General features: G+C 45.6%; 19 protein-coding genes. 18 read left to right on the top strand and 1 reads right to left on the bottom strand.

What is annotated here, in order from left to right:
* The 5 genes from rnc (at position 1) to acpS (ending at position 3,602) form a co-directional block, all read left to right on the top strand.
* On the top strand, positions 1–678 hold the full coding sequence (rnc, locus tag R7Z50_RS10945; RefSeq protein ID WP_005380932.1) for a ribonuclease III: 678 nt from the start codon (positions 1–3) through the stop codon (positions 676–678).
* Positions 671–1,633 (top strand): GTPase Era, encoded by a 963-nt coding sequence (era, locus tag R7Z50_RS10950; RefSeq protein WP_005380931.1) that lies wholly within the window; start codon positions 671–673, stop codon positions 1,631–1,633. The genes rnc and era overlap by 8 nt, the downstream gene beginning before the upstream one ends.
* Before the next feature lie 115 nt (positions 1,634–1,748).
* On the top strand, positions 1,749–2,480 hold the full coding sequence (recO, locus tag R7Z50_RS10955; protein ID WP_006743310.1) for a DNA repair protein RecO: 732 nt from the start codon (positions 1,749–1,751) through the stop codon (positions 2,478–2,480).
* Complete coding sequence (gene pdxJ / locus R7Z50_RS10960) at positions 2,477–3,211, top strand: pyridoxine 5'-phosphate synthase (protein WP_005384579.1); 735 nt, start codon at positions 2,477–2,479, stop codon at positions 3,209–3,211. Before recO ends, pdxJ begins: the two co-directional genes overlap by 4 nt.
* A 10-nt stretch (positions 3,212–3,221) precedes the next feature.
* The gene (acpS, locus tag R7Z50_RS10965; RefSeq protein ID WP_005380927.1) at positions 3,222–3,602 is read left to right on the top strand and encodes a holo-ACP synthase; all 381 of its coding nucleotides are present in this window, start codon (positions 3,222–3,224) and stop codon (positions 3,600–3,602) included.
* A gap of 69 nt (positions 3,603–3,671) precedes the next feature.
* On the opposite strand, the gene barA is transcribed toward acpS, so the two are convergent.
* A complete protein-coding gene (barA, locus tag R7Z50_RS10970; RefSeq protein ID WP_033907441.1) occupies positions 3,672–6,470 on the bottom strand; it encodes a two-component sensor histidine kinase BarA in 2,799 nt (932 codons plus the stop codon).
* A 192-nt stretch (positions 6,471–6,662) separates the two neighbouring features.
* Between barA and rlmD the strand changes: the two genes are divergently transcribed.
* The 13 genes from rlmD (at position 6,663) to rpoS (ending at position 20,942) form a co-directional block, all read left to right on the top strand.
* Positions 6,663–7,982 carry a 23S rRNA (uracil(1939)-C(5))-methyltransferase RlmD gene (rlmD, locus tag R7Z50_RS10975; protein ID WP_025768846.1) on the top strand — a complete coding sequence of 440 codons (1,320 nt, stop codon included), beginning with the start codon at positions 6,663–6,665 and terminating at the stop codon, positions 7,980–7,982.
* Between the two features lie 123 nt (positions 7,983–8,105).
* The gene (gene relA, locus R7Z50_RS10980; RefSeq protein ID WP_005380915.1) at positions 8,106–10,325 is read left to right on the top strand and encodes a GTP diphosphokinase; all 2,220 of its coding nucleotides are present in this window, start codon (positions 8,106–8,108) and stop codon (positions 10,323–10,325) included.
* 208 nt (positions 10,326–10,533) lie between these two features.
* Positions 10,534–11,337 carry a nucleoside triphosphate pyrophosphohydrolase gene (gene mazG / locus R7Z50_RS10985; RefSeq protein ID WP_005383780.1) on the top strand — a complete coding sequence of 268 codons (804 nt, stop codon included), beginning with the start codon at positions 10,534–10,536 and terminating at the stop codon, positions 11,335–11,337.
* Positions 11,338–11,542: 205 nt separating this feature from the next.
* Positions 11,543–13,183 (top strand): CTP synthase, encoded by a 1,641-nt coding sequence (locus tag R7Z50_RS10990; RefSeq protein ID WP_021034029.1) that lies wholly within the window; start codon positions 11,543–11,545, stop codon positions 13,181–13,183.
* 78 nt (positions 13,184–13,261) lie between these two features.
* On the top strand, positions 13,262–14,563 hold the full coding sequence (eno, locus tag R7Z50_RS10995; protein WP_318149072.1) for a phosphopyruvate hydratase: 1,302 nt from the start codon (positions 13,262–13,264) through the stop codon (positions 14,561–14,563).
* 402 nt (positions 14,564–14,965) lie between these two features.
* Positions 14,966–15,247: a cell division protein FtsB gene (gene ftsB, locus R7Z50_RS11000; RefSeq protein WP_005380907.1), complete on the top strand. Its 282-nt coding sequence runs from the start codon at positions 14,966–14,968 to the stop codon at positions 15,245–15,247.
* A gap of 1 nt (position 15,248) precedes the next feature.
* Entirely contained in the window at positions 15,249–15,956 is a 708-nt protein-coding gene (ispD, locus tag R7Z50_RS11005) for a 2-C-methyl-D-erythritol 4-phosphate cytidylyltransferase (protein ID WP_054701898.1), read from the top strand.
* 14 nt (positions 15,957–15,970) lie between these two features.
* The gene (ispF, locus tag R7Z50_RS11010; protein ID WP_005380896.1) at positions 15,971–16,447 is read left to right on the top strand and encodes a 2-C-methyl-D-erythritol 2,4-cyclodiphosphate synthase; all 477 of its coding nucleotides are present in this window, start codon (positions 15,971–15,973) and stop codon (positions 16,445–16,447) included.
* A gap of 45 nt (positions 16,448–16,492) precedes the next feature.
* Positions 16,493–17,536 carry a tRNA pseudouridine(13) synthase TruD gene (gene truD / locus R7Z50_RS11015; protein ID WP_017821624.1) on the top strand — a complete coding sequence of 348 codons (1,044 nt, stop codon included), beginning with the start codon at positions 16,493–16,495 and terminating at the stop codon, positions 17,534–17,536.
* Positions 17,536–18,312, top strand: a complete 777-nt coding sequence (gene surE / locus R7Z50_RS11020) for a 5'/3'-nucleotidase SurE (RefSeq protein WP_005380894.1) — start codon at positions 17,536–17,538, stop codon at positions 18,310–18,312. The genes truD and surE overlap by 1 nt, the downstream gene beginning before the upstream one ends.
* Positions 18,312–18,938 (top strand): protein-L-isoaspartate(D-aspartate) O-methyltransferase, encoded by a 627-nt coding sequence (locus R7Z50_RS11025; RefSeq protein ID WP_005380892.1) that lies wholly within the window; start codon positions 18,312–18,314, stop codon positions 18,936–18,938. Before surE ends, R7Z50_RS11025 begins: the two co-directional genes overlap by 1 nt.
* Before the next feature lie 13 nt (positions 18,939–18,951).
* The gene (locus R7Z50_RS11030) at positions 18,952–19,875 is read left to right on the top strand and encodes a peptidoglycan DD-metalloendopeptidase family protein (protein ID WP_017633546.1); all 924 of its coding nucleotides are present in this window, start codon (positions 18,952–18,954) and stop codon (positions 19,873–19,875) included.
* An 80-nt stretch (positions 19,876–19,955) separates the two neighbouring features.
* Positions 19,956–20,942 carry an RNA polymerase sigma factor RpoS gene (rpoS, locus tag R7Z50_RS11035; RefSeq protein ID WP_005380887.1) on the top strand — a complete coding sequence of 329 codons (987 nt, stop codon included), beginning with the start codon at positions 19,956–19,958 and terminating at the stop codon, positions 20,940–20,942.
* Positions 20,943–21,021: the final 79 nt, after the last annotated feature.

Genomic DNA, 21,021 nt, shown 5'->3' on the forward strand with positions numbered 1-21,021 from the left:
ATGAATTCTCCAATTGATAAACTAGAGAGAAAGCTCGGCTACCAGTTTCAAGATGCCGGGCTTATCAATTTGGCGCTGACGCACCGCAGCGCCAACAGTAAGCACAATGAACGTCTTGAGTTTCTGGGCGATTCAATTTTAAGTTTTGTCATCGCCGATGATCTGTACCATCGTTTCCCAAAAGTGAACGAAGGTGACATGAGCCGCATGCGTGCTACTTTGGTTCGCGGACATACATTGGCGGAACTGGGTCGTGAATTCGATCTAGGAGATTATTTAAAATTAGGTCCAGGTGAATTGAAGAGTGGCGGTTTTCGCCGAGACTCTATTTTAGCCGATGCGGTTGAAGCCATTATTGGCGCAATTTACCTAGACAGTGATCTTGAAGTTGTGCGAGGCATTGTACTGAGTTGGTATCAGTCACGCCTTGAAGCCATTAAACCAGGCGTTTCACAGAAAGATCCGAAAACTCGCCTACAAGAGTTCCTACAAGGCAGAAGAAAACCGCTGCCTGTCTACACAGTGACTAATATTAAAGGTGAAGCGCACAACCAAGAGTTCACGGTTGAGTGTGAAGTAGCAGGTGTGGATAAGCCTGTAATCGGTAAAGGCACCAGCCGCCGCAAGGCAGAACAAGCGGCTGCTGAAACAGCACTTGAGCAATTAACAAATGGCTGATAACGAATTCGATATCGATGCGTTTTTCGCATCACAGGGTGAGCCAAGCTCGCCAGAAAACCAACACTGTGGCTTTATTGCTATTGTTGGTCGTCCAAACGTAGGTAAGTCGACACTTTTGAACAAGATTTTGGGTCAGAAGATTTCGATCACCTCTCGTAAGCCGCAAACGACACGCCACCGTATTATGGGTGTGGATACGGACGGCGATTACCAAGCGATTTACGTCGACACGCCTGGACTTCACATTGAAGAAAAGCGTGCGATCAACCGTTTGATGAACCGTGCAGCTAACTCGTCATTGAGTGATGTAAACCTTGTGTTCTTCTTAGTCGATGGTACGCATTGGACTAAAGATGATGAGATGGTGCTGACCAAACTTCAAAAATCGAACTTCCCAGTTGTGCTTTGTGTAAACAAAGTCGACAACGTACAAGATCGTAACGACGTGATGCTACACATGGCGGAGATGTCTAAGAAGATGGACTTCGTGGATGTTGTGCCAATCTCTGCCAAGCAAGGTAAGAACATTGACGTACTGCGTAAGCACGTGCGTAATCACTTACCTAAAGCAACGCATCACTTCCCAGAAGAATACGTGACTGACCGTTCTCAGCGTTTTATGGCGTCTGAGATTGTGCGTGAAAAGCTGATGCGCTTTACTGGTGAAGAGCTGCCATACTCAGTAACGGTTGAGATTGAACGTTTTGATTACAACCCAGAAACCGACGGTTTCCACATCAATGCCTTGATTCTTGTTGAGCGTAATGGCCAGAAGAAAATGGTGATTGGCAAAGGCGGCGAGAAGATTAAAACCATTGGTCGCGAAGCGCGTTTAGATATGGAAGAATTGTTCGGTCGTAAGGTTTACCTAGAAACTTGGGTAAAAGTGAAATCTGGCTGGGCAGACGACGAACGAGCGTTGCGATCGTTGGGTTATATAGACGATTTATAATCTTGGCTGCGAAGGTGCTTCGCTCCAACATCGATGAAAAATCAGTATCGATTAAAATAAGGAGCCGCTCGGCTCCTTATTTTTTATTTCACACTTTTTAGGCACAATGACTTAGATGAGTAATCTGTCTTCCGAAGGTTTACAGCGCTGTTTTGTATTGCACCGACGCCCTTACAGTGAATCGAGCTTAATCCTTGATGTATTTAGTGAGGAATATGGCCGAATGACTTTAATGGCCAAAGGCGCGCGCAGTAAGCGTTCGAACTTAAAAGGCGCATTGCAACCTTTTACCCCGCTATTACTTAAATGGTCGGGGAAAGGCTCAATGAAAACTTTGCGTCAAGCCGAGCCGATAAGTCTAGGTTTGCCGTTAACGGGCATTAATCTCTACTCAGCCATGTACGTCAATGAACTGATTGGCCGTATTTTGATGGCTGAAGTGCCGATGCCAGCACTATTTCATGATTATTTGCATGCGTTAACCGAGTTGGCGCACAACGAGAACCCTGAGCCTGCACTGCGTCGTTTTGAGTTAGCCTTGCTGTCTTCGATGGGGTATGGCGTGGATTTTTTGCATTGTGCAGGTACCGGCGAGCCCGTCGACCCAGAAATGACCTATCGTTACCGGGAACAGAAAGGGTTTATTGCTTCTGTTAGGCGCGATAACCTCACGTTTTTAGGGAATGAACTGATTGCTATCAGTGAGCGGCGGTTCGTCACTAAAGAGCAGCTAAAAGCGGCAAAACGCTTTACACGTATAGCCTTAAAGCCGTATCTTGGCGGCAAACCTTTAAAAAGTCGTGAATTTTTCATTCAGACCCCCAGAGCACGGAGTAACGGAAAATGAGCTCAATTTATTTAGGCGTCAATATCGACCATATTGCCACTCTACGTAATGCACGTGGTACAAAATACCCAGATCCTGTTCACGCTGCTGAAATTGCTGAGCGTGCAGGCGCGGACGGTATCACTATCCACTTACGTGAAGACCGTCGCCATATTTTGGATCGTGATGTACGTATTCTGCGTGAAACCATTCAAACGCGTATGAATCTAGAGATGGCAGTGACGGACGAAATGGTTGAGATTGCGCTGCAAACTAAACCAGAGTTTGTGTGTTTAGTGCCTGAAAAGCGTGAAGAACTGACGACGGAAGGTGGCTTAGATGTAGTAGGGCAGCTTGAAAAAATTAAAGCTGCGACGAAAAAGCTGACAGATGCAGGCATCAAAGTTTCGCTCTTTATTGATGCTGACCGTCAACAGATTGAAGCTGCGAAAAAGTGTGGCGCTCCGTTTATTGAGCTACATACTGGCCATTATGCAGATGCGACGACAGAAGACGAGCAACAAGCTGAACTGAAGAAGATTGCCGCTGGTGCTAGTTATGCACATGATCTAGGTATTATTGTTAATGCCGGGCATGGCCTGACTTATCACAATGTCGCACCAATTGCTGCATTACCAGAAATTTACGAACTCAACATTGGTCACTCAATCATTGGTCGCGCGGTATTTGATGGTTTAAATAAAGCGGTTGCTGACATGAAAGCATTGATGATTGAGGCTCGCCAGTCATAGGGCTATCTAGATGGCGATTATAGGGTTAGGGACCGACATTGCAGAAATTGAGCGTATTGAAAAAGCGTTAGCTCGTAGTGGTGAACCTTTTGCTCAGCGGATTCTTTCAGAAGAAGAAATGGCCAAATTCTCACAGCTTAAGCTGCAAGGTCGTTATCTTGCTAAGCGCTTTGCTGTTAAAGAAGCTGCCTCAAAAGCATTGGGGACAGGGATCGCAAAAGGGGTCACGTTTCACGACTTTTCCATCTCGAACGATGAGCTTGGAAAACCAGTACTCGCATTGACGGGCACAGCCAAGCAAATAGCGGATGCGATGGGTGTTAACCACATTCACCTGTCCATTTCCGATGAGCGTCATTACGCTGTGGCGACGGTCATTTTTGAATCCTAGCTTGTAAGTCTTAAACAAAATACTAAAAAGCCAGAGCATTTGCTCTGGCTTTTGTTTCTCTTCAATAGATCACTGTTCAAGGTATAACTTTGCGGTTGTTGTTACTTTAATCATTTCATCTTGCAGCTCGAACATTTCAGGCTCAACCTCCTCAAGACTGATCCCTGAGCGCAGTGCTTGCTCAAGCGTCGCACAGAGTGACTTCAGTCTTGGAACGCCACAATATGAACTACTGCCGTGCAGCTTATGTATGACATGAATTAGGTCATCACGAGAGATATCTTCTTGCTCCAGAGCTTGGTCAACGACTGCTTCTACTTCAGGGATGAACTCAATCAACATGCGTAGCATGTCTTTAGCGAGATCCTCTTTATTCGCGCTCTGTTTCAAGGCTGCTTGCCAATCAATAATCACATCCTGCTGAGGCGAAGAAACGGATTGTGGTGCGCTTCCTTCAGGTTCATCAACGTATGAAGGGGCGACTTTGCCAATGCTCTCTGTACAAGCATTTGGGTTCCAGTGAACCAAAACCTGTTGTAGCACATGCTCTTCAATAGGTTTGGTCAAGTAGTCATCCATTCCTGCCGAGAGCAAGCGGTCTCGTTCCCCTGCCATGGCATGTGCCGTTACCGCAATCACTGGCGTGTCTTTATTTAGCTCCAACTCTTTAATGTGCTTACAAGCGGTCACCCCATCCATTTGTGGCATTTGAATATCCATGAAGATTAAATCGTACTTTTTCTCTGTCGCCAGGTTCACCGCTTGCTGGCCATTGCTACAGGCGGTGACGGTTTCTACTCGTTCGCGGAGCAGTGCAGAGATCAGCTTCAAGTTTGCAGGGTTGTCATCCACTGCTAGTACAGTGAGAGGTAAACGGTCCCCTTCGCTTGGCGTAATTGGAGCGCTTAATACCGGTGGCGATTCTACATGTTCGCTAATCAGGCTTTGTAGCAACTTACGGCGAGACAATGGTTTCGTCAGGCACTGGACGTGATGCTCTGTCATTATTTGGTCCGCAAGCGCCAATTCGGTACTCGGTGTCCCTAGGAGAACACTCGGAGCCATGCGTTTCGCTTGTTCTATCCAAGGTGTAATAACTTCCGCATCGTGAGTCTGGTTGGCCGCTAAATTCAACAGTACATAATCATATTGTTCTTCGTTGTTTGGTAGCGAAGAGCGGTAGGTTACTAAAATACCCTCCTGACTTAGAATCTGTTGGGTTACGGATGCGGCTTGCATGTTTGGTTCAATCAGCAGTAACTGCTTCCCAGTCAGAAGTTCCACTTCAATCAGTTCGCTCATTGGCATCTCAGTTGAGTGCAAGCGCACCGTAAACCAGAAGGTTGAACCTTGGTGTAGACGGCTGGTTAAACTGATTTCGCCGCCCATCTGGCTCACCAGTTTCTGAGTGATAACCAGACCAAGACCAGTACCGCCGTAACGACGTGAAATACTTGCATCTGCTTGGCTAAAGGCTTGGAACAACTGCGCTTGCTGACGCTCAGAGATACCAATACCGGTATCACGCACCATGAATTGCAGTTCGACGGAGTCTCCTGATTGAGAGCGCATTTCTACGCTAACATCAATGTTGCCTCGCTCGGTAAACTTGATTGAGTTACCGACTAAGTTCGTCAAAATTTGCTGGATACGTAGTGGATCCCCAACTAAACCTGGTGGAATTTTAGGGTCCACTTTTAGGGTGATTTCTAACCCTTTCTCATGTGCACTTGTGGCTTGTAGGTTAATTACCTCTTCTAAACTTTCTCGGAAATCAAAAGGAATGTTTTCGAGTGCCAGCTTACCCGCTTCAAGTTTCGAGAAGTCGAGAATGTCATTGATGATATTCAGCAGGTTGTTCGCCGATTTCTCAATCGTCTGTAGGTAATCCGTTTGGCTGTTAGAAAGCTGCGTTTTAAGCATTTGACGAGTAAAGCCAATCACCCCATTGAGCGGAGTACGCAGCTCGTGCGACATGTTCGCCAAGAACTCTGACTTAACCCTGGCCGCTTCTTGCGCGCGTTTCTTCGCGATATCCAACTCAACGTTCTGAATTTCTAGCTGCTCAAGCGTTTCACGTAAGTCGGACGTGGCTTGGTCTATACTGTGCTGCATCTCCACGTGATATTCTGATAACGATACCGCCATGGCGTTGATGCCATTTTTTAGCTGGTCTAACTCACCGTGCATTTTGCCTTCGATACGCACATCCAGATGACCACGGCGAATGCGGTCAACGACATTCTTCATGTGGGTGATAGGTTGGGTCACATCGTGCATTAGACGTGAAGCAAACACACTTGCTAAGCCAAGACCGAGAACCAGAACTAAAAAAGCAGAGAAGACTTCTTGATACTGTTGCAGCCTCAAGGAGGAGAGATCTAACTCGACGGCGATGTAACCAATCGCTTTTGTGCCTTGGCTTTCGTTCGACAACTCCGCTAAGTAGTGACCTTCTGACAAAATGGGGACACGCAATATCAGTGAGTTTTCGTAGATTTCCGAATTACCCAGTTGCGGGATCGGTTTATCTTTGGGAAACATCAAGGCTTCAAAATTAGGATGAAAGTTAGAGGTCACAAAGAGCTCATGATGTTCATCAAATACCGCGATACTACGAACCAGTTTGGAGTTTTTGCGGTGCGCGTAGCTTATCAAGCGACGTACCGCCTCTCGGCTTTCTGATAGTAGATGAGTTTCACTGGCAATCGCCAGCGGCTCAATAATGCTGTTACCAGTGGTGATAACTTGTTTCTCAAGGTCTTGGTAGCGGTTAAATGAGAAAAAGCCGCTCAGTAATAAACCAATAATGAGAGTGGGAGCGAGAGTTAGTGTAATTACACGTGCTCGTAAGCCATATCTGGTCATGTTATCTAATTACATCGGAGTCTGGATATGGGAAAATAACGCATTATTTCTCAAGCGCACGATAAAGCCTTGAGCAAAGAAGTGACGTCACCGAATAAACGGTAAGCATAATCAAGTCACTCGAATCACACAACGGCTGCAATCAAGAATAGTGAAGCCGAAGAGCAATTACACATAAATCAGGCATAGAGCATGGCACGCATCTTTCAACCGAAAAAGAAAACCCAACTCAATACTCGGCACCAAGCAGTGCAAGTAGAGCGTTTAGATCACCACGGCGCAGGCATTGCTTACCTCAAAAAGAAGCCATTGTTTATTGATGGAGCACTGCCGGGTGAGGAGGTGGTCACTCAATTGGTGGAAGAAAAGAGCAAATACGCTCGCGGTAAGTTGATTAAAATCCTTAAGCCGAGTGAAGCTCGTGTGGAGCCATTTTGCCCACATTATCATGAGTGCGGTGGCTGTGATTTGCAGCATCTAGATTATGACCAACAATTGACGTACAAACAGCAAACGTTGCGTCAGCTAATGCGAAAATTTTCAGGCAGTGACATTGAACTAGATGCCCCGTTATTGGGATATTCGCAGGCCTACCGTCGCCGTGCGAGAGTGAGCTTGTTTGTTGATAAAAAAACACGTCAGCTACATTTTGGTTTCCGTAAAAAGCAGAGTAAGCAAATTGCGCAAGTGACCGATTGCCCAGTGCTGGCACCGGAACTGAATGTTTTGCTGCCAGAGATTTACTCAGCCCTAAAAGCGTTCAAAAAGCCGGAACAATTAGGTCATGTAGAGCTGGTACTTGGTGATAATGGGCCGTGTATTACGCTGCGCCACTTGAGCGCTCTGACAACGAGTGAAACTCAATCTCTAACGGAGTTGGCAAAACGTCATGGCGCATCGTTGTACTTAATGCCATCGACAGAACAATTAGACCTTATCGAAGGCGATATGCCTTTTTATCAAGAAGTTGGAGTGAAAATCCCTTTTGCACCAAATAACTTTATTCAAGTAAACCAAGGTGTAAACCAACAAATGGTCAAACAAGCGGTTGAGTGGTTAGACCCACAAAAGAGTGACCGAGTGTTAGATTTGTTCTGTGGTTTAGGCAACTTTAGTTTACCAGTTGCGAAATTAGCTAAGTACGTGGTTGGAGTAGAGGGTGTTGCAGAGATGGTAGAAAAAGCCACAAACAATGCATCTTTGAACCAAATCAATAACGCGCAATTTTATCACGCTAACCTTGAGCAAGATTTTGAAGGCCAAGCCTGGGCCGCAGAGCGGTTTGATAAAGTATTATTAGACCCGGCACGCGCGGGAGCGAGTGGGATCATCGATCAAGTTTCTGAGCTTGGCGCACAGCGTGTAGTTTATGTTTCTTGTAATCCTGCTACCCTTGCTAGGGATAGTCAAAGCTTGATAGAGCAAGGCTATAAATTAACTAAATTAGGTATGCTGGATATGTTCCCTCATACCAGTCATCTAGAATCGATGGCATTGTTTGAAAAGTCCTAACTTTAGGACTTTGACCCCTTATTTGTGGTGGGTGGTCATAAAGCCAGCGTGTACGCGCGGTAAAAAGAACTAACCTGGACGGTGTTAGTCAAACCACACGAATATAATAATTAGGATGATGAGATGGTTGCGGTAAGAAGCGCGCATTTAAACCAAGATGAACAGTTTGAACTCGAAAACTGGGTGGCTAGCCTAGGACAAGAGAAAAACACAGCCTCACGCTTAATCGAAGTATATCGAGATTGCCAGACAGTATTAGCTGATAACGAGCAAGCGGAACTGTTGTTGTGGCGTGGACGAGAAATGATCGAAATTTTGATCACCTTGTCTATGGATCAAGCCACTTTAGTGGCTGCTCAACTGTTTCCTTTGGTTTCAAGTGGTGCTTTTAACAGAGAAATTCTGGAAGAGAAATACAGCAAAGAAATCATAAAATTAATCGACGGCGTTGAAGAAATGGCTGCTATTGGCCAACTCAACGTCAACATGGAAGGCAGTGCAGCGTCATCTCAGGTAGATAACGTACGCCGCATGCTGCTTGCCATGGTGGATGACTTCCGCTGCGTAGTTATCAAGCTCGCGGAACGAATTTGTAACCTTATTGAAGTTAAAAAAGCGCCAGATGAAGTTCGACGTGCGGCGGCAAAAGAGTGTGCCAACATCTATGCGCCGCTAGCAAACCGATTAGGCATCGGTCAGCTGAAATGGGAAATTGAAGATTACGCTTTCCGCTACCAACAGCCGGAAACTTACAAACAAATTGCCAAGCAGCTTTCTGAGAGGCGCATCGTTCGTGAACAGTACATCAAAGACTTTGTTGAAGACCTCACGCACGAAATGGAAGTGTCGGGCATCAATGCCGAAGTGAGTGGTCGACCTAAGCACATCTACAGCATTTGGCGAAAAATGCAGAAAAAGAGTTTGGCCTTTGATGAGCTGTTTGATGTGCGAGCAGTGCGTATCATCGCAGACAAACTGCAAGATTGTTACGCGGCTTTGGGTGTAGTTCACACCAAATACAAGCATCTACCGAGCGAGTTTGATGACTACGTTGCTAACCCTAAACCAAACGGTTATCAATCGATCCATACAGTAATTCTAGGGCCAGAAGGCAAAACCATCGAGATCCAGATTCGTACCAAGCAAATGCATGAAGAGTCGGAGCTGGGTGTTGCCGCGCACTGGAAATATAAAGAAGGGGCAAGCAGCCGAAGCGGTTATGATGAGAAGATCACGTGGCTGCGTAAGCTACTGGATTGGCAAGAAGAAATGTCTGACTCTGGCGAAATGCTCGATGAGTTACGTAGCCAAGTCTTTGATGACCGTGTTTATGCCTTTACACCACGTGGTGATGTTGTCGATTTGCCAATGGGGGCAACGCCGCTAGATTTTGCCTATCACATTCACTCCGAAGTGGGACACCGTTGTATCGGTGCCAAAGTCGGAGGTCGTATTGTGCCGTTCACGCATAAATTACATATGGGTGACCAAGTCGAGATTATCACTCAGAAAGAACCTAACCCATCACGTGACTGGTTAAACCCATCATTAGGCTTCGTTCATTCTGGTCGTGCGCGTGCCAAAATTAACGCCTGGTTCCGAAAACAAAGCCGTGAGAAGAACCTTGAAGCAGGTCGTGAAATCCTTGAGCATGAGTTAGCCAAAATTGGCGCAACGTTAAAAGATGCAGAGCATTACGCCCTCAAGCGGTTTAACGTCAAAACACCAGATGAATTGTATGTTGGTGTAGGTAGCGGTGATTTGCGCATCAACCAAATCATTAACCATATTAACGCGTTAGTTAACAAGCCAACGGCAGAGGAAGAAGACCAGCAAGCACTGGAAAAACTGCAAGAAGCTGAGCATAAATCACCCGCGCAAAGCCGACCGAAAAAAGACGCAGTTGTAGTAGAAGGCGTCGATAACCTAATGACACATCTAGCACGTTGCTGTCAGCCAATTCCAGGTGACGATATCTCTGGTTACATAACGCAAGGTCGTGGGATTTCAGTACACCGTAGTGACTGTGAACAGCTAGAAGAACTGCGCCATCATGCGCCAGAGCGCATCATCGATACGGTCTGGGGCAGCGGCTTTGTGGGGTCATACATCCTCACCGTGCGTGTTGAAGCGATGGAGCGAGGTGGTCTACTCAAAGACATTACGACACTGTTCGCCAACGAAAAGATCAAAGTGACCAGTATGAAGAACCGAGTCGACTACAGACGTCAACTTGCCATCATGGACTTTGACCTAGAAGTCACCAATATTGAGGTGCTTTCGCGGGTTTCGAAGCGTGTGGAACAGATCAAGGATGTCATGACGGTGAAACGCCTCGGCTAAAACTCTCGTCATAGTTATCGTTGTAGCGTTGTTGACTGCACGCACTCGCTCCATCACATGGTGAACCATGCTCAGGAGTCGCGAAAACTTGTTGCCTTGTCAAAGTAACAATTACTTAGTGAAAGCTGCTAAGAAAATATAATGTAGAAGGTGAGTGGTTTTGGCTGCTCACCTTTTTCTTTAATAGAAAGGTTTAAAGGAACAAAAAATGAGTCATCCAATTGAACAGTTAGAACAAATCATGGCGAAGCTGCGTGACCCAGAAAACGGTTGCCCTTGGGACTTAAAACAAACCTTTGACACCATCGTTCCGCATACTATAGAAGAAACCTACGAAGTGGTGGATGCGATTCAAAATCGAGATTGGCCCAATCTAAAAGAAGAGCTAGGGGATTTGTTGTTTCAGGTGATTTTTTACAGTCAGCTAGCGAAAGAGCAAGAGCTGTTTGACTTTTCGGATGTCGTCGAAACCGTGAACGAAAAACTGACTCGTCGCCACCCGCATGTTTTTTCAGATGTTGAGTTTGAATCTGACGAGGAAATTAACGCGAACTGGGAAGCGGAAAAAGCAAAAGAAAAAGCCCTAGTAGGCAAAGCGGAAGAAAGTATCCTAGACTCAATACCAAACTCTTTACCGGCACTTTCTCGTGCTACAAAAATTCAGAAAAAATGTGCAAAATTTGGGTTTGATTGGGATTCACTTGGCCCGGTTGTCGATAAAGTACGAGAAGAAATTGACGAAGTCATGGAAGAGGCACTGCAAGTTCAGCCCGATGAAGAGAAAGTTGAGTTGGAGCTCGGTGATTTGCTATTTGCGACTGTCAATTTGGCTCGCCACCTTGATAAAAACCCAGAAGTCGCGCTAGGAAAAGCAAACGTAAAGTTTGCGCGACGTTTTAAACAAGTTGAAGGCAAGGTCCAGCAGTCAGGCAAAGTACTTACAGATTGTTCTTTATCAGAACTTGACCATTTTTGGGATGAAGTAAAACAAGAAGAATCGAGGCAGAGGTAAACTGGCAGAATACATAATATAAGGTCAGCTTGTTTGGTTACACGAAAACGGACTTTGGTTTGTCTTTGCTCACTTTGATTTGAAGCAAAAAATAAAAAATTACGGTGTGATAGATTTCACGTTGTGGCGGTAAGGAGCTTCTGGTATATTTATCTCCCGTCCAGAAGCACTCCATTTCCCTCATTCAACCAATTTCAGGTTAAACATGACGACAAATTACATTTTTGTTACTGGCGGGGTTGTATCCTCTCTAGGTAAAGGTATTGCAGCAGCATCTCTTGCGGCTATTCTAGAAGCTCGTGGTCTTAAAGTGACTATGATGAAGCTTGACCCTTACATCAACGTTGACCCGGGCACAATGAGCCCTACTCAGCACGGTGAAGTGTTCGTTACAGAAGATGGCGCAGAGACTGACCTTGACCTTGGTCACTATGAGCGTTTCATCCGTACCAAGATGACCAAGCGTAACAACTTCACTGCAGGTCGTGTTTATGCCGACGTACTTCGTAAAGAACGTCGTGGTGACTACCTAGGCGCAACTATTCAAGTTATCCCTCATATCACTAACGCAATCAAAGATCGCGTTATTGCAGGTTCTGAAGGCCATGATGTGGCTATCGTTGAAGTTGGCGGTACTGTTGGTGATATCGAATCACTACCATTTATGGAAGCGATTCGTCAGCTAGCTGTTGAGCTAGGCCGTGAGCGCGCAATGTTCATGCACCTAACACTTGTTCCTTACCTAGCGGCAGCGGGCGAAGTGAAAACTAAGCCGACGCAACACTCTGTAAAAGAACTTCTATCTATCGGTATTCAGCCAGACATCCTAGTTTGCCGTAGCGATCGCGTTATTCCTGCGAATGAGCGTAAAAAAATCGCACTGTTCTGTAATGTTCCAGAAAAAGCAGTAATTTCAATGAAGGATGTAGACTCTATCTACAAGATCCCTCAGTTGATTAAATCTCAAGGTCTAGATGACCTTGTGTGTGCTCGCTTTGGTATTACTGCTCCGGAAGCAGACCTTTCTGAATGGGAACAGGTTATCTACGAAGAAGCAAATCCTACTGGTGAAGTAACCATCGGTATGGTTGGTAAATACATTGAATTACCAGATGCATACAAATCTGTGAACGAAGCGCTTAAACACGCTGGCTTGAAAAACCGCCTAAGCGTCACAATTAAGTATGTAGACTCACAAGATATCGAAACAAAAGGCGTTGAACTTCTAGAAGGTTTGGACGCAATCCTAGTACCAGGTGGCTTCGGCGATCGTGGTATTGAAGGTAAGATCCGTGCGGCTCAATATGCACGTGAAAATAACGTGCCTTACCTGGGTATTTGTTTGGGTATGCAAGTTGCACTAATCGAATACGCGCGTAACGTTGCGGGTATGGAGGGTGCACATTCAACAGAATTTAACAAAGAGACGAAGTACCCTGTGGTAGGTTTGATCACAGAGTGGGTAGACGAATCAGGTAGCGTAGAAGAGCGTACTGAAAAGTCTGACCTAGGCGGTACGATGCGTCTTGGTTCACAGTTGTGTCACCTAGAGAAAGGGACTAAAGCTCGTGAACTGTACGGTAGCGCGACGATCCATGAACGTCACCGTCACCGTTACGAAGTGAATAACGTGCTTCGTCCGCAAATCGAAAAAGCAGGCCTAAAAGTATCAGGTCTATCTGCGGACAAGAAGTTAGTGGAAATGATTGAGAACCCAGCTCACCCATGGTTTGTAGCGGCTCAGTTCCACCCAGAATTCACCTCGACTCCTCGCGATGGACATCCATTGTTTGCAGGTTTTGTTAAGGCTGCGGGCCAAAACGCACGCGGCGAATTCGAGAAGTAAAAGGATACGGGCGGCGGCGAAGGTTGTGCTGCAGCCCTTTAAGATTGACATTTATATTTGAAACGAGAGGAAACATTAATGTCTAAGATCGTTAAAGTTCTAGGTCGTGAAATCATCGACTCACGTGGTAACCCAACTGTAGAAGCTGAAGTACACCTAGAAGGCGGTTTCGTAGGTATGGCGGCAGCTCCATCTGGCGCATCTACTGGTTCTCGCGAAGCTCTTGAGCTACGTGACGGTGACAAAGCACGTTTCCTAGGTAAAGGTGTTCTTAAAGCAGTTGAAGCTGTAAACGGCCCAATCGCTGAAGCTCTAGTTGGCAAAGACGCTAAAGACCAAGCTGCAATCGACGCAGTAATGATCGAACTAGACGGCACTGAAAACAAATCTAAATTCGGTGCTAACGCTATCCTAGCTGTTTCTCTAGCAAACGCTAAAGCTGCTGCTGCTGCGAAAGGCATGCCTCTATACGAGCACATCGCTGAGCTAAACGGCACTGCAGGTCAGTTCTCTATGCCTCTACCAATGATGAACATCATCAACGGTGGTGAGCACGCAGACAACAACGTTGACATCCAAGAGTTCATGATCCAACCAGTTGGCGCTAAGACTCTTAAAGAAGGTCTACGTATCGGTGCAGAAGTATTCCACAACCTAGCTAAAGTTCTTAAGTCTAAAGGCTACAGCACTGCAGTTGGTGATGAAGGTGGTTTCGCTCCTAACCTTAAATCTAACGCTGAAGCTCTAGAAGTTATCGCAGAAGCTGTTGCAGCTGCTGGTTACGAACTAGGTAAAGACGTTACTCTAGCTATGGACTGTGCTGCATCTGAGTTCTTCGACAAAGAAGCTGGCATCTACAACATGAAAGGCGAAGGTAAAACTTTCACTTCTGAAGAGTTCAACCACTACCTAGCTAAGCTAGCTAACCAATTCCCAATCGTTTCTATCGAAGACGGTCTAGACGAGTCTGACTGGGATGGCTTCAAGCACCAAACTGAACTACTAGGTGACAAGCTTCAACTAGTAGGTGACGATCTATTCGTTACTAACACTAAGATCCTTGCTGAAGGTATCGAGAAAGGCGTAGCTAACTCTATCCTTATCAAGTTCAACCAAATCGGTTCTCTAACTGAGACTCTAGCTGCAATCAAGATGGCTAAAGACGCAGGTTACACAGCAGTAATCTCTCACCGTTCTGGCGAAACTGAAGATGCAACTATCGCTGACCTAGCGGTAGGTACAGCTGCAGGTCAAATCAAAACTGGTTCTATGAGCCGTTCTGACCGTGTTGCTAAGTACAACCAGCTAATCCGTATCGAGGAAGCTCTAGGTGAGCGCGCTCCTTTCAACGGTCTTAAAGAAGTTAAAGGTCAAGCTTAATTTTTAATTGAATTAACCGCTTAACTTAAAGCTTTTGAAAACGCCTCGCACTTGCGGGGCGTTTTTTATATGACGGAAGCGCTAAGTGAGCGCGCTCCTCCATGTTTCAAGGAAGCGGTCTTAAAGAAGTTAAAGGTCAAGCTTAATTCTTATTGAGTAAAGTTTCGCTAAATAGCTTTTTGAAACCATCGCTACGGCGGTTTTTTTGTATTTATAAGTTTGTATTTTTGGCTCTTACTTTGGTCATGGGTAAGGAGCGCTTCCTATGAGCTTGTTTCATTTTGCTGCTTATTTCTTGTAAGGAGCGTGTGAGTCTCCCTTTCTCCCCTAGAGGCAACCTCGCATTTATGCTATATATGTCACCTTATCTAATTCCTTCCGGTACAGAATGTTAGCAGCGATATGCGAATCTTTGTTATAGCCCTTACGCTACTGTTTGGCTTGCTTCAATACACTCTATGGTTTGGTAAAAACGGAGTGTCTGACTACTACACAGTAAAAGATGAAATTGAAGTTCAGCAACAAGTGAACAGCAAGCTACAAGCTCGCAACAATGAAATGTTCGCTGAGATTGATGACTTAAGGCAAGGTCTTGATGCGATTGAAGAACGTGCGCGTCATGAGCTCGGTTTAGTTAAAGATGGCGAGACTTTTTACCGCATTATAGGTGAGGAAAACCATTAAAATGTTGGATATGAACTCATCGCATATCGCAATTGTGCCTGCTGCTGGTGTGGGTAGCAGAATGAAGGCAGATCGCCCTAAGCAATATTTATTGATCGAAGGTAAAGCGGTACTGGAACATACCGTAGAGAAACTGCTTTCTCACCCAAATATTTCTAAGGTTGTCGTTGCCGTTACTGACGGCGACCCATATTACCCAGAATTGTCCGTTGCTAAGCACCCAGATGTGATTCGTGTAGCTGGTGGTAAAGAAAGAGCAGACTCTGTGTTATCAGGGCTAAACTATGTCAATGAGCATCTGGAAAGCGAGTGGGTATTAGTTCACGACGCTGCAAGGCCATGTGTATTAACATCCGACATTGACCGTTTGATTGATGTTTGCTGCGCCCACTCAACGGGTGGCATTCTCGCATCTCCTGTGAGAGATACAATGAAGCGAGCAAACGCAGTGCAAGATATCGATCATACGGTAGATAGAGAAGCATTGTGGCATGCACTGACTCCACAAATGTTTAAAACTCAGCAGCTTACTCAAGCACTGGCTGACGCATTAGAACAGGGTGTAACTATTACTGATGAAGCCTCGGCTTTGGAGTGGTTAGGCGAGAAGCCAGCCTTAGTTCAAGGGAATGCGAACAATATAAAAATCACTCAGCCAGAAGACCTTGCGTTAGCCGAGTTTTATCTAAGCCGTGAGCGCGGCGAATAAAGAAAGGATAGAAAATGATTCGAATTGGTCATGGTTTCGATGTACATAAATTCGGTGGTGAAGGCCCAGTCATTATTGGTGGTGTAGCAATCCCTTATGAGCAAGGTTTGATTGCACACTCAGATGGCGATGTAGCGTTGCATGCGTTAACGGATGCTCTGCTGGGCGCGATTGCTGCCGGCGATATTGGTCGTCATTTCCCAGATACGGATGATAAATGGAAAGGCGCAAACAGTCGTGAATTACTGAAAGACGTTTACCGTCGAGTTAAAGAGCAAGGCTACCGTCTTGGCAATGCTGATGTAACCATCATGGCACAAGCGCCTAAAATGGCACCACACATTGACGCAATGTGTGCGGCGATAGCCGAAGACCTAGAAACCGACATTAGTAACATTAACGTAAAAGCGACGACGACAGAACGTCTCGGTTTTACTGGACGCAAAGAAGGCATTGCAACGGAAGCCGTTGTACTTCTGTTTAAGCAATAACTAGCAATTTGCTCCTCTAAGCTGTGATATCAGCGGAAACACATCATGTCAGACATTTTATCTTCATTGGCTTACCTAACGGGTAAGCCAGTTGCATCGGCAAAAATTAAAGCGCAGCCAGAGCATTTTCAGGTTCGCGAAGATTTAGGTTTTGCCTTTACGGGCGAAGGCGAGCACTTAATGGTTCGTATCCGTAAAACGGGCGAGAACACCAGCTTCGTTGCTAACGAGTTAGCAAAAGCCTGTGGTGTTAAGTCGAAAGACGTTAGCTGGGCGGGTCTTAAAGACCGTCATGCGGTGACGGAACAGTGGTTAAGTGTCCATTTACCAAAAGGTGAAACGCCAGATTTTTCAGCGTTTTTGGCTCAATACCCAAGTATCGAAATCCTTGCAACAGATCGTCACAATAAAAAACTGCGTCCTGGTGACCTAGTAGGGAACGAGTTCGTGGTTACTTTGTCTGAAGTGACAGATATAGCGGATGTAGAGCAACGTCTTGAAAAAGTGAAACAAGTTGGCGTGCCAAACTACTTTGGTAGTCAGCGTTTTGGTAACGATGGCAACAACCTTGAAGAAGCACGTCGATGGGGACGCGAAAACGTTCGTACCCGCAATCAAAACAAGCGAAGCATGTATTTATCAGCGGCTCGTTCGTGGATTTTCAACCGCATCGTTTCAGCTCGTCTAGAGAATTGTGTGTTTGATAAGTTCATTGATGGTGACATTGCACAGACGAATTCAGGCACTCAGTTGATTGATGCAAACAACATCACTGATTTGCAAGTGCAATTTGCACAAGGTGAAGCGGCAATTACCGCTGCGCTTGCTGGCGATAATGCACTGCCTACTCAAGCCGAGGCTCTGGCATTAGAGCAACCGTTTTTAGACGAAGAGCCTGACCTCATGGCGTTGATTCGTGGTAATCGCATGCGCCACGATCGTCGCGATATTGCGCTGAAGCCAAAAGATTTAGCTTGGACGGTTGAAGGTAACAACATTACGCTGACTTTCTCACTGGATGCGGGATCTTTTGCGACCTCTATTGTTCGTGAGTTAGTTAATGAGGTTGAAGTAGAAAGAGAATACTAATGGAACAGGATTCACGAAACCCGAAGCCCTTAAGAGTCTTAATCAGCAATGATGATGGTGTTCATGCTCAAGGGATTCATGCCCTCGCTGATGAGTTGAGAGATATCGCTGAAGTGACCATTGTCGCACCTGATCGAAATCGTTCAGGTGCTTCGAATTCACTCACATTAGAACAACCATTACGCGTGACTGAAATTGCCCCAAATATCTACTCAGTGCAAGGCACGCCCACGGATTGTGTGCATTTCGCGCTGAATGAGCTAATGAAAGATGATTTGCCTGATCTTGTTCTGTCAGGAATCAACCATGGCGCTAATTTGGGTGATGATGTTCTTTATTCTGGAACAGTAGCAGCAGCCATGGAAGGTCATTTCCTTGGTGTTCAGTCGGTGGCTTTTTCTCTAGTGGGTAAGCGACATTTCGAATCCGCCGCTAAAATTGCACGTCAAATTGTACAACAGCATTTAGCGTCGCCGATTCCAACGAATCGTCTACTGAACGTAAACGTGCCTGACTTACCATCAGAGAATTTAGGTGAAATTGAAGTTACGCGTTTAGGTGCACGTCATCACGCAGAGAATATGATCAAGCAGAAAGATCCGAGAGGCCATGACATTTATTGGTTAGGGCCACCAGGAAAGGAGCAAGATGCAGGAGAGGGCACGGACTTTTATGCAATTGAGCATGGCCGAGTTTCAATGACGCCTCTGCAAGTTGATCTCACCGCTCACGAGTCGCTGCGTGCTATGGATAGTTGGTTAAAGGAAGAGAAGTAATGAGTAACCCACATGCTGACAGGTTGATAGCGTTTCTTATCTCCAGTGGCATCAAAGACCAAAGAGTTCTGGATGCTATCCAACGCTTGCCACGAGAAAGCTTTGTTTCTCAAGCGATGATGCACCAAGCCTATGATAACAATGCGTTACCAATTGGTCAGGGACAAACTATTTCTCAGCCTTATATCGTTGCGCGTATGACCGAGTTGCTTGAGCTAGAGCCGGCGAGTCGTGTTCTGGAAATCGGAACGGGATCGGGTTATCAAACCGCGGTACTGGCGCAAATTGTTGATCATGTATACTCCGTTGAGCGAATTAAATCGTTGCAATGGGAAGCAAAGCGTCGCCTGAAGCAATTGGATATTTACAATGTTTCAACTAAGCATGCTGATGGGTGGCAGGGCTGGGAAGCGAGAGGTCCTTTCGATGCTATCATTGTTACCGCTGCCGCTGAAGTGATTCCCCAAGCTCTTCTCTCACAATTAAGAGATGGCGGCAAAATGGTCATTCCTGTTGGAGATACGGAGCAACAGTTATTAAAAATAGAGCGTAAGGGAGACGAATATCTCTCTACCGTTGTAGAAATGGTTCGGTTCGTACCTCTGGTTGCGGGTGATTTAGCTTAAGGGTTAGGGATAGGTGAATAAGTTACTACGTCATATTGGTATTAGCTTTGTGTTTGCTGCAGGACTAGTTGGTTGTGCAGCGCATTCCCCTGCACCTGTCTCTAGCCTAAAAAAAGACTATTCAAGCCTTGAAAGAGGGAGTTACAGAGGGAGTTATTATGAGGTAAAAAAAGGCGATACGCTTTACTTCATAGCTTATGTCACAGATAAAGATGTAAATGATCTTGTTCGTTACAATGAGTTAACTCAGCCTTACACTATCTACCCAGGACAGAGGCTAAAACTTTGGGCTCCGAAATATGTCGCCCCTAAATATGGTCAAAAAGTTGAACCCGTTGTGGCTCCTGTTGTTACGACCCCCCCAGCTCCAGTGACGAAAACATCAACAGCCTCTAAACCTAAACCTTCGAGTAAAAACTCTAGTCAAAAACCTACAGAGACTAAGCCTAAAGTCGTACAAAAACAGCCTCCAAAGAAGGTTGAACAATCGAAAACAAAGGAGTATGTTGGTTCAAAAGATAACCAAAAAGTGAAGCAAAAAGCGCCAACTACCACAGCAAAGAGTGATAAAGTCTCAAAGTGGTTGTGGCCAACAAAAGGGAGAGTAATCAAGAACTTTTCGGCGGGAGAACAGGGAAATAAAGGTATCGACATCGCAGGACAGCGTGGTCAACCTATCGTTTCAACCGCAGCCGGCACAGTCGTTTATTCAGGCAATGCGCTACGAGGTTATGGCAACTTAATTATAGTAAAGCATAACGACAATTATTTAAGCGCATACGCACATAATGACAAACTGCTGGTCACAGAAGGACAAAGCGTAAAAAGCGGACAAAAAATCGCCACCATGGGTAGTTCAGGTGCAAAGTCGGTCAAACTACACTTTGAAATTCGCTATCAAGGTAAATCAGTGAATCCAAAACGCTATTTGCCTTAAAACTTTGAAAAACAACTTGCGACATCATTTAGCGACATATTGAGTTGTCATGTCTTGCTAACTCGCCAGGGGGAGGCGTTATGAGTATCAGCAACACAGTAACCAAAGTTGAAGAGTTTGCATTTGACAATGCGTCAGTGAAGACCATTGATAACGAACTCGAAAGATCATCATCCACAGAAAGCAAAGCGACTGCGCGTGAAGAATTTGACGCGAGCAGTAAAAGCTTAGATGCAACTCAGTTGTATTTGGGCGAAATTGGCTTCTCACCTTTACTTACTGCCGAAGAAGAAGTGCTTTACGCAAGACGCGCCCTACGTGGCGACGAAGCGGCACGCAAACGTATGATCGAAAGTAACCTACGTTTGGTTGTTAAGATTTCTCGTCGATACAGTAACCGTGGTCTAGCACTACTCGATCTGATTGAAGAAGGTAACCTCGGCTTGATCCGAGCGGTCGAAAAATTCGACCCAGAACGTGGTTTCCGTTTCTCTACTTACGCAACGTGGTGGATCCGACAAACGATAGAGCGAGCGTTGATGAACCAAACTCGCACGATCCGTCTACCTATCCACGTAGTGAAAGAGCTGAACATTTATCTGCGTACTGCGCGTGAACTTTCTCAAAAGCTCGATCACGAACCGACCGCAGAAGAAATTGCTGCTCAATTAGATATTCCAGTCGAAGACGTAAGCAAAATGTTACGCCTTAATGAGCGTATTAGCTCTGTCGACACGCCAATCGGTGGTGACGGTGAGAAAGCGCTGCTGGATATTATTCCTGATGCAAACAACTCTGATCCAGAAGTTTCGACTCAAGATGACGACATCAAATCATCGTTGATTCATTGGTTAGAAGAGTTGAATCCGAAACAGAAAGAAGTGCTTGCACGTCGCTTCGGCCTACTAGGCTACGAGCCTTCGACGCTGGAAGAAGTTGGTCGAGAGATTGGTCTGACACGTGAGCGAGTACGTCAAATACAAGTGGAAGGTTTACGTCGTCTTCGTGAAGTCCTAATCAAACAAGGTTTGAATATGGAAAACTTGTTTAACGTAGAAGACGATTAAGTAATCCGTATTTCACTAGATACACAAAAGGCTATGGTTCCCCATAGCCTTTTTTCTTTTTTGCTCGTCGGTGTGAGTC

This window comes from Vibrio sp. 1249-1, assembly GCF_033340495.1.

What these genes read in the sequence shown, in the direction of transcription:
- ispF (WP_005380896.1), top strand. Translation starts at nt 15,971, where the DNA reads ATGATTCGAATTGGTCATGGTTTCGATGTACATAAATTCGGTGGTGAA.
- rpoS (WP_005380887.1), top strand. Translation starts at nt 19,956, where the DNA reads ATGAGTATCAGCAACACAGTAACCAAAGTTGAAGAGTTTGCATTTGAC.
- acpS (WP_005380927.1), top strand. Translation starts at nt 3,222, where the DNA reads ATGGCGATTATAGGGTTAGGGACCGACATTGCAGAAATTGAGCGTATT.
- R7Z50_RS10990 (WP_021034029.1), top strand. Translation starts at nt 11,543, where the DNA reads ATGACGACAAATTACATTTTTGTTACTGGCGGGGTTGTATCCTCTCTA.
- relA (WP_005380915.1), top strand. Translation starts at nt 8,106, where the DNA reads ATGGTTGCGGTAAGAAGCGCGCATTTAAACCAAGATGAACAGTTTGAA.
- barA (WP_033907441.1), bottom strand. Translation starts at nt 6,470, where the DNA reads ATGACCAGATATGGCTTACGAGCACGTGTAATTACACTAACTCTCGCT.
- ftsB (WP_005380907.1), top strand. Translation starts at nt 14,966, where the DNA reads ATGCGAATCTTTGTTATAGCCCTTACGCTACTGTTTGGCTTGCTTCAA.
- R7Z50_RS11025 (WP_005380892.1), top strand. Translation starts at nt 18,312, where the DNA reads ATGAGTAACCCACATGCTGACAGGTTGATAGCGTTTCTTATCTCCAGT.
- recO (WP_006743310.1), top strand. Translation starts at nt 1,749, where the DNA reads ATGAGTAATCTGTCTTCCGAAGGTTTACAGCGCTGTTTTGTATTGCAC.
- rnc (WP_005380932.1), top strand. Translation starts at nt 1, where the DNA reads ATGAATTCTCCAATTGATAAACTAGAGAGAAAGCTCGGCTACCAGTTT.
- pdxJ (WP_005384579.1), top strand. Translation starts at nt 2,477, where the DNA reads ATGAGCTCAATTTATTTAGGCGTCAATATCGACCATATTGCCACTCTA.
- truD (WP_017821624.1), top strand. Translation starts at nt 16,493, where the DNA reads ATGTCAGACATTTTATCTTCATTGGCTTACCTAACGGGTAAGCCAGTT.
- era (WP_005380931.1), top strand. Translation starts at nt 671, where the DNA reads ATGGCTGATAACGAATTCGATATCGATGCGTTTTTCGCATCACAGGGT.
- eno (WP_318149072.1), top strand. Translation starts at nt 13,262, where the DNA reads ATGTCTAAGATCGTTAAAGTTCTAGGTCGTGAAATCATCGACTCACGT.
- surE (WP_005380894.1), top strand. Translation starts at nt 17,536, where the DNA reads ATGGAACAGGATTCACGAAACCCGAAGCCCTTAAGAGTCTTAATCAGC.
- rlmD (WP_025768846.1), top strand. Translation starts at nt 6,663, where the DNA reads ATGGCACGCATCTTTCAACCGAAAAAGAAAACCCAACTCAATACTCGG.
- mazG (WP_005383780.1), top strand. Translation starts at nt 10,534, where the DNA reads ATGAGTCATCCAATTGAACAGTTAGAACAAATCATGGCGAAGCTGCGT.
- ispD (WP_054701898.1), top strand. Translation starts at nt 15,249, where the DNA reads ATGTTGGATATGAACTCATCGCATATCGCAATTGTGCCTGCTGCTGGT.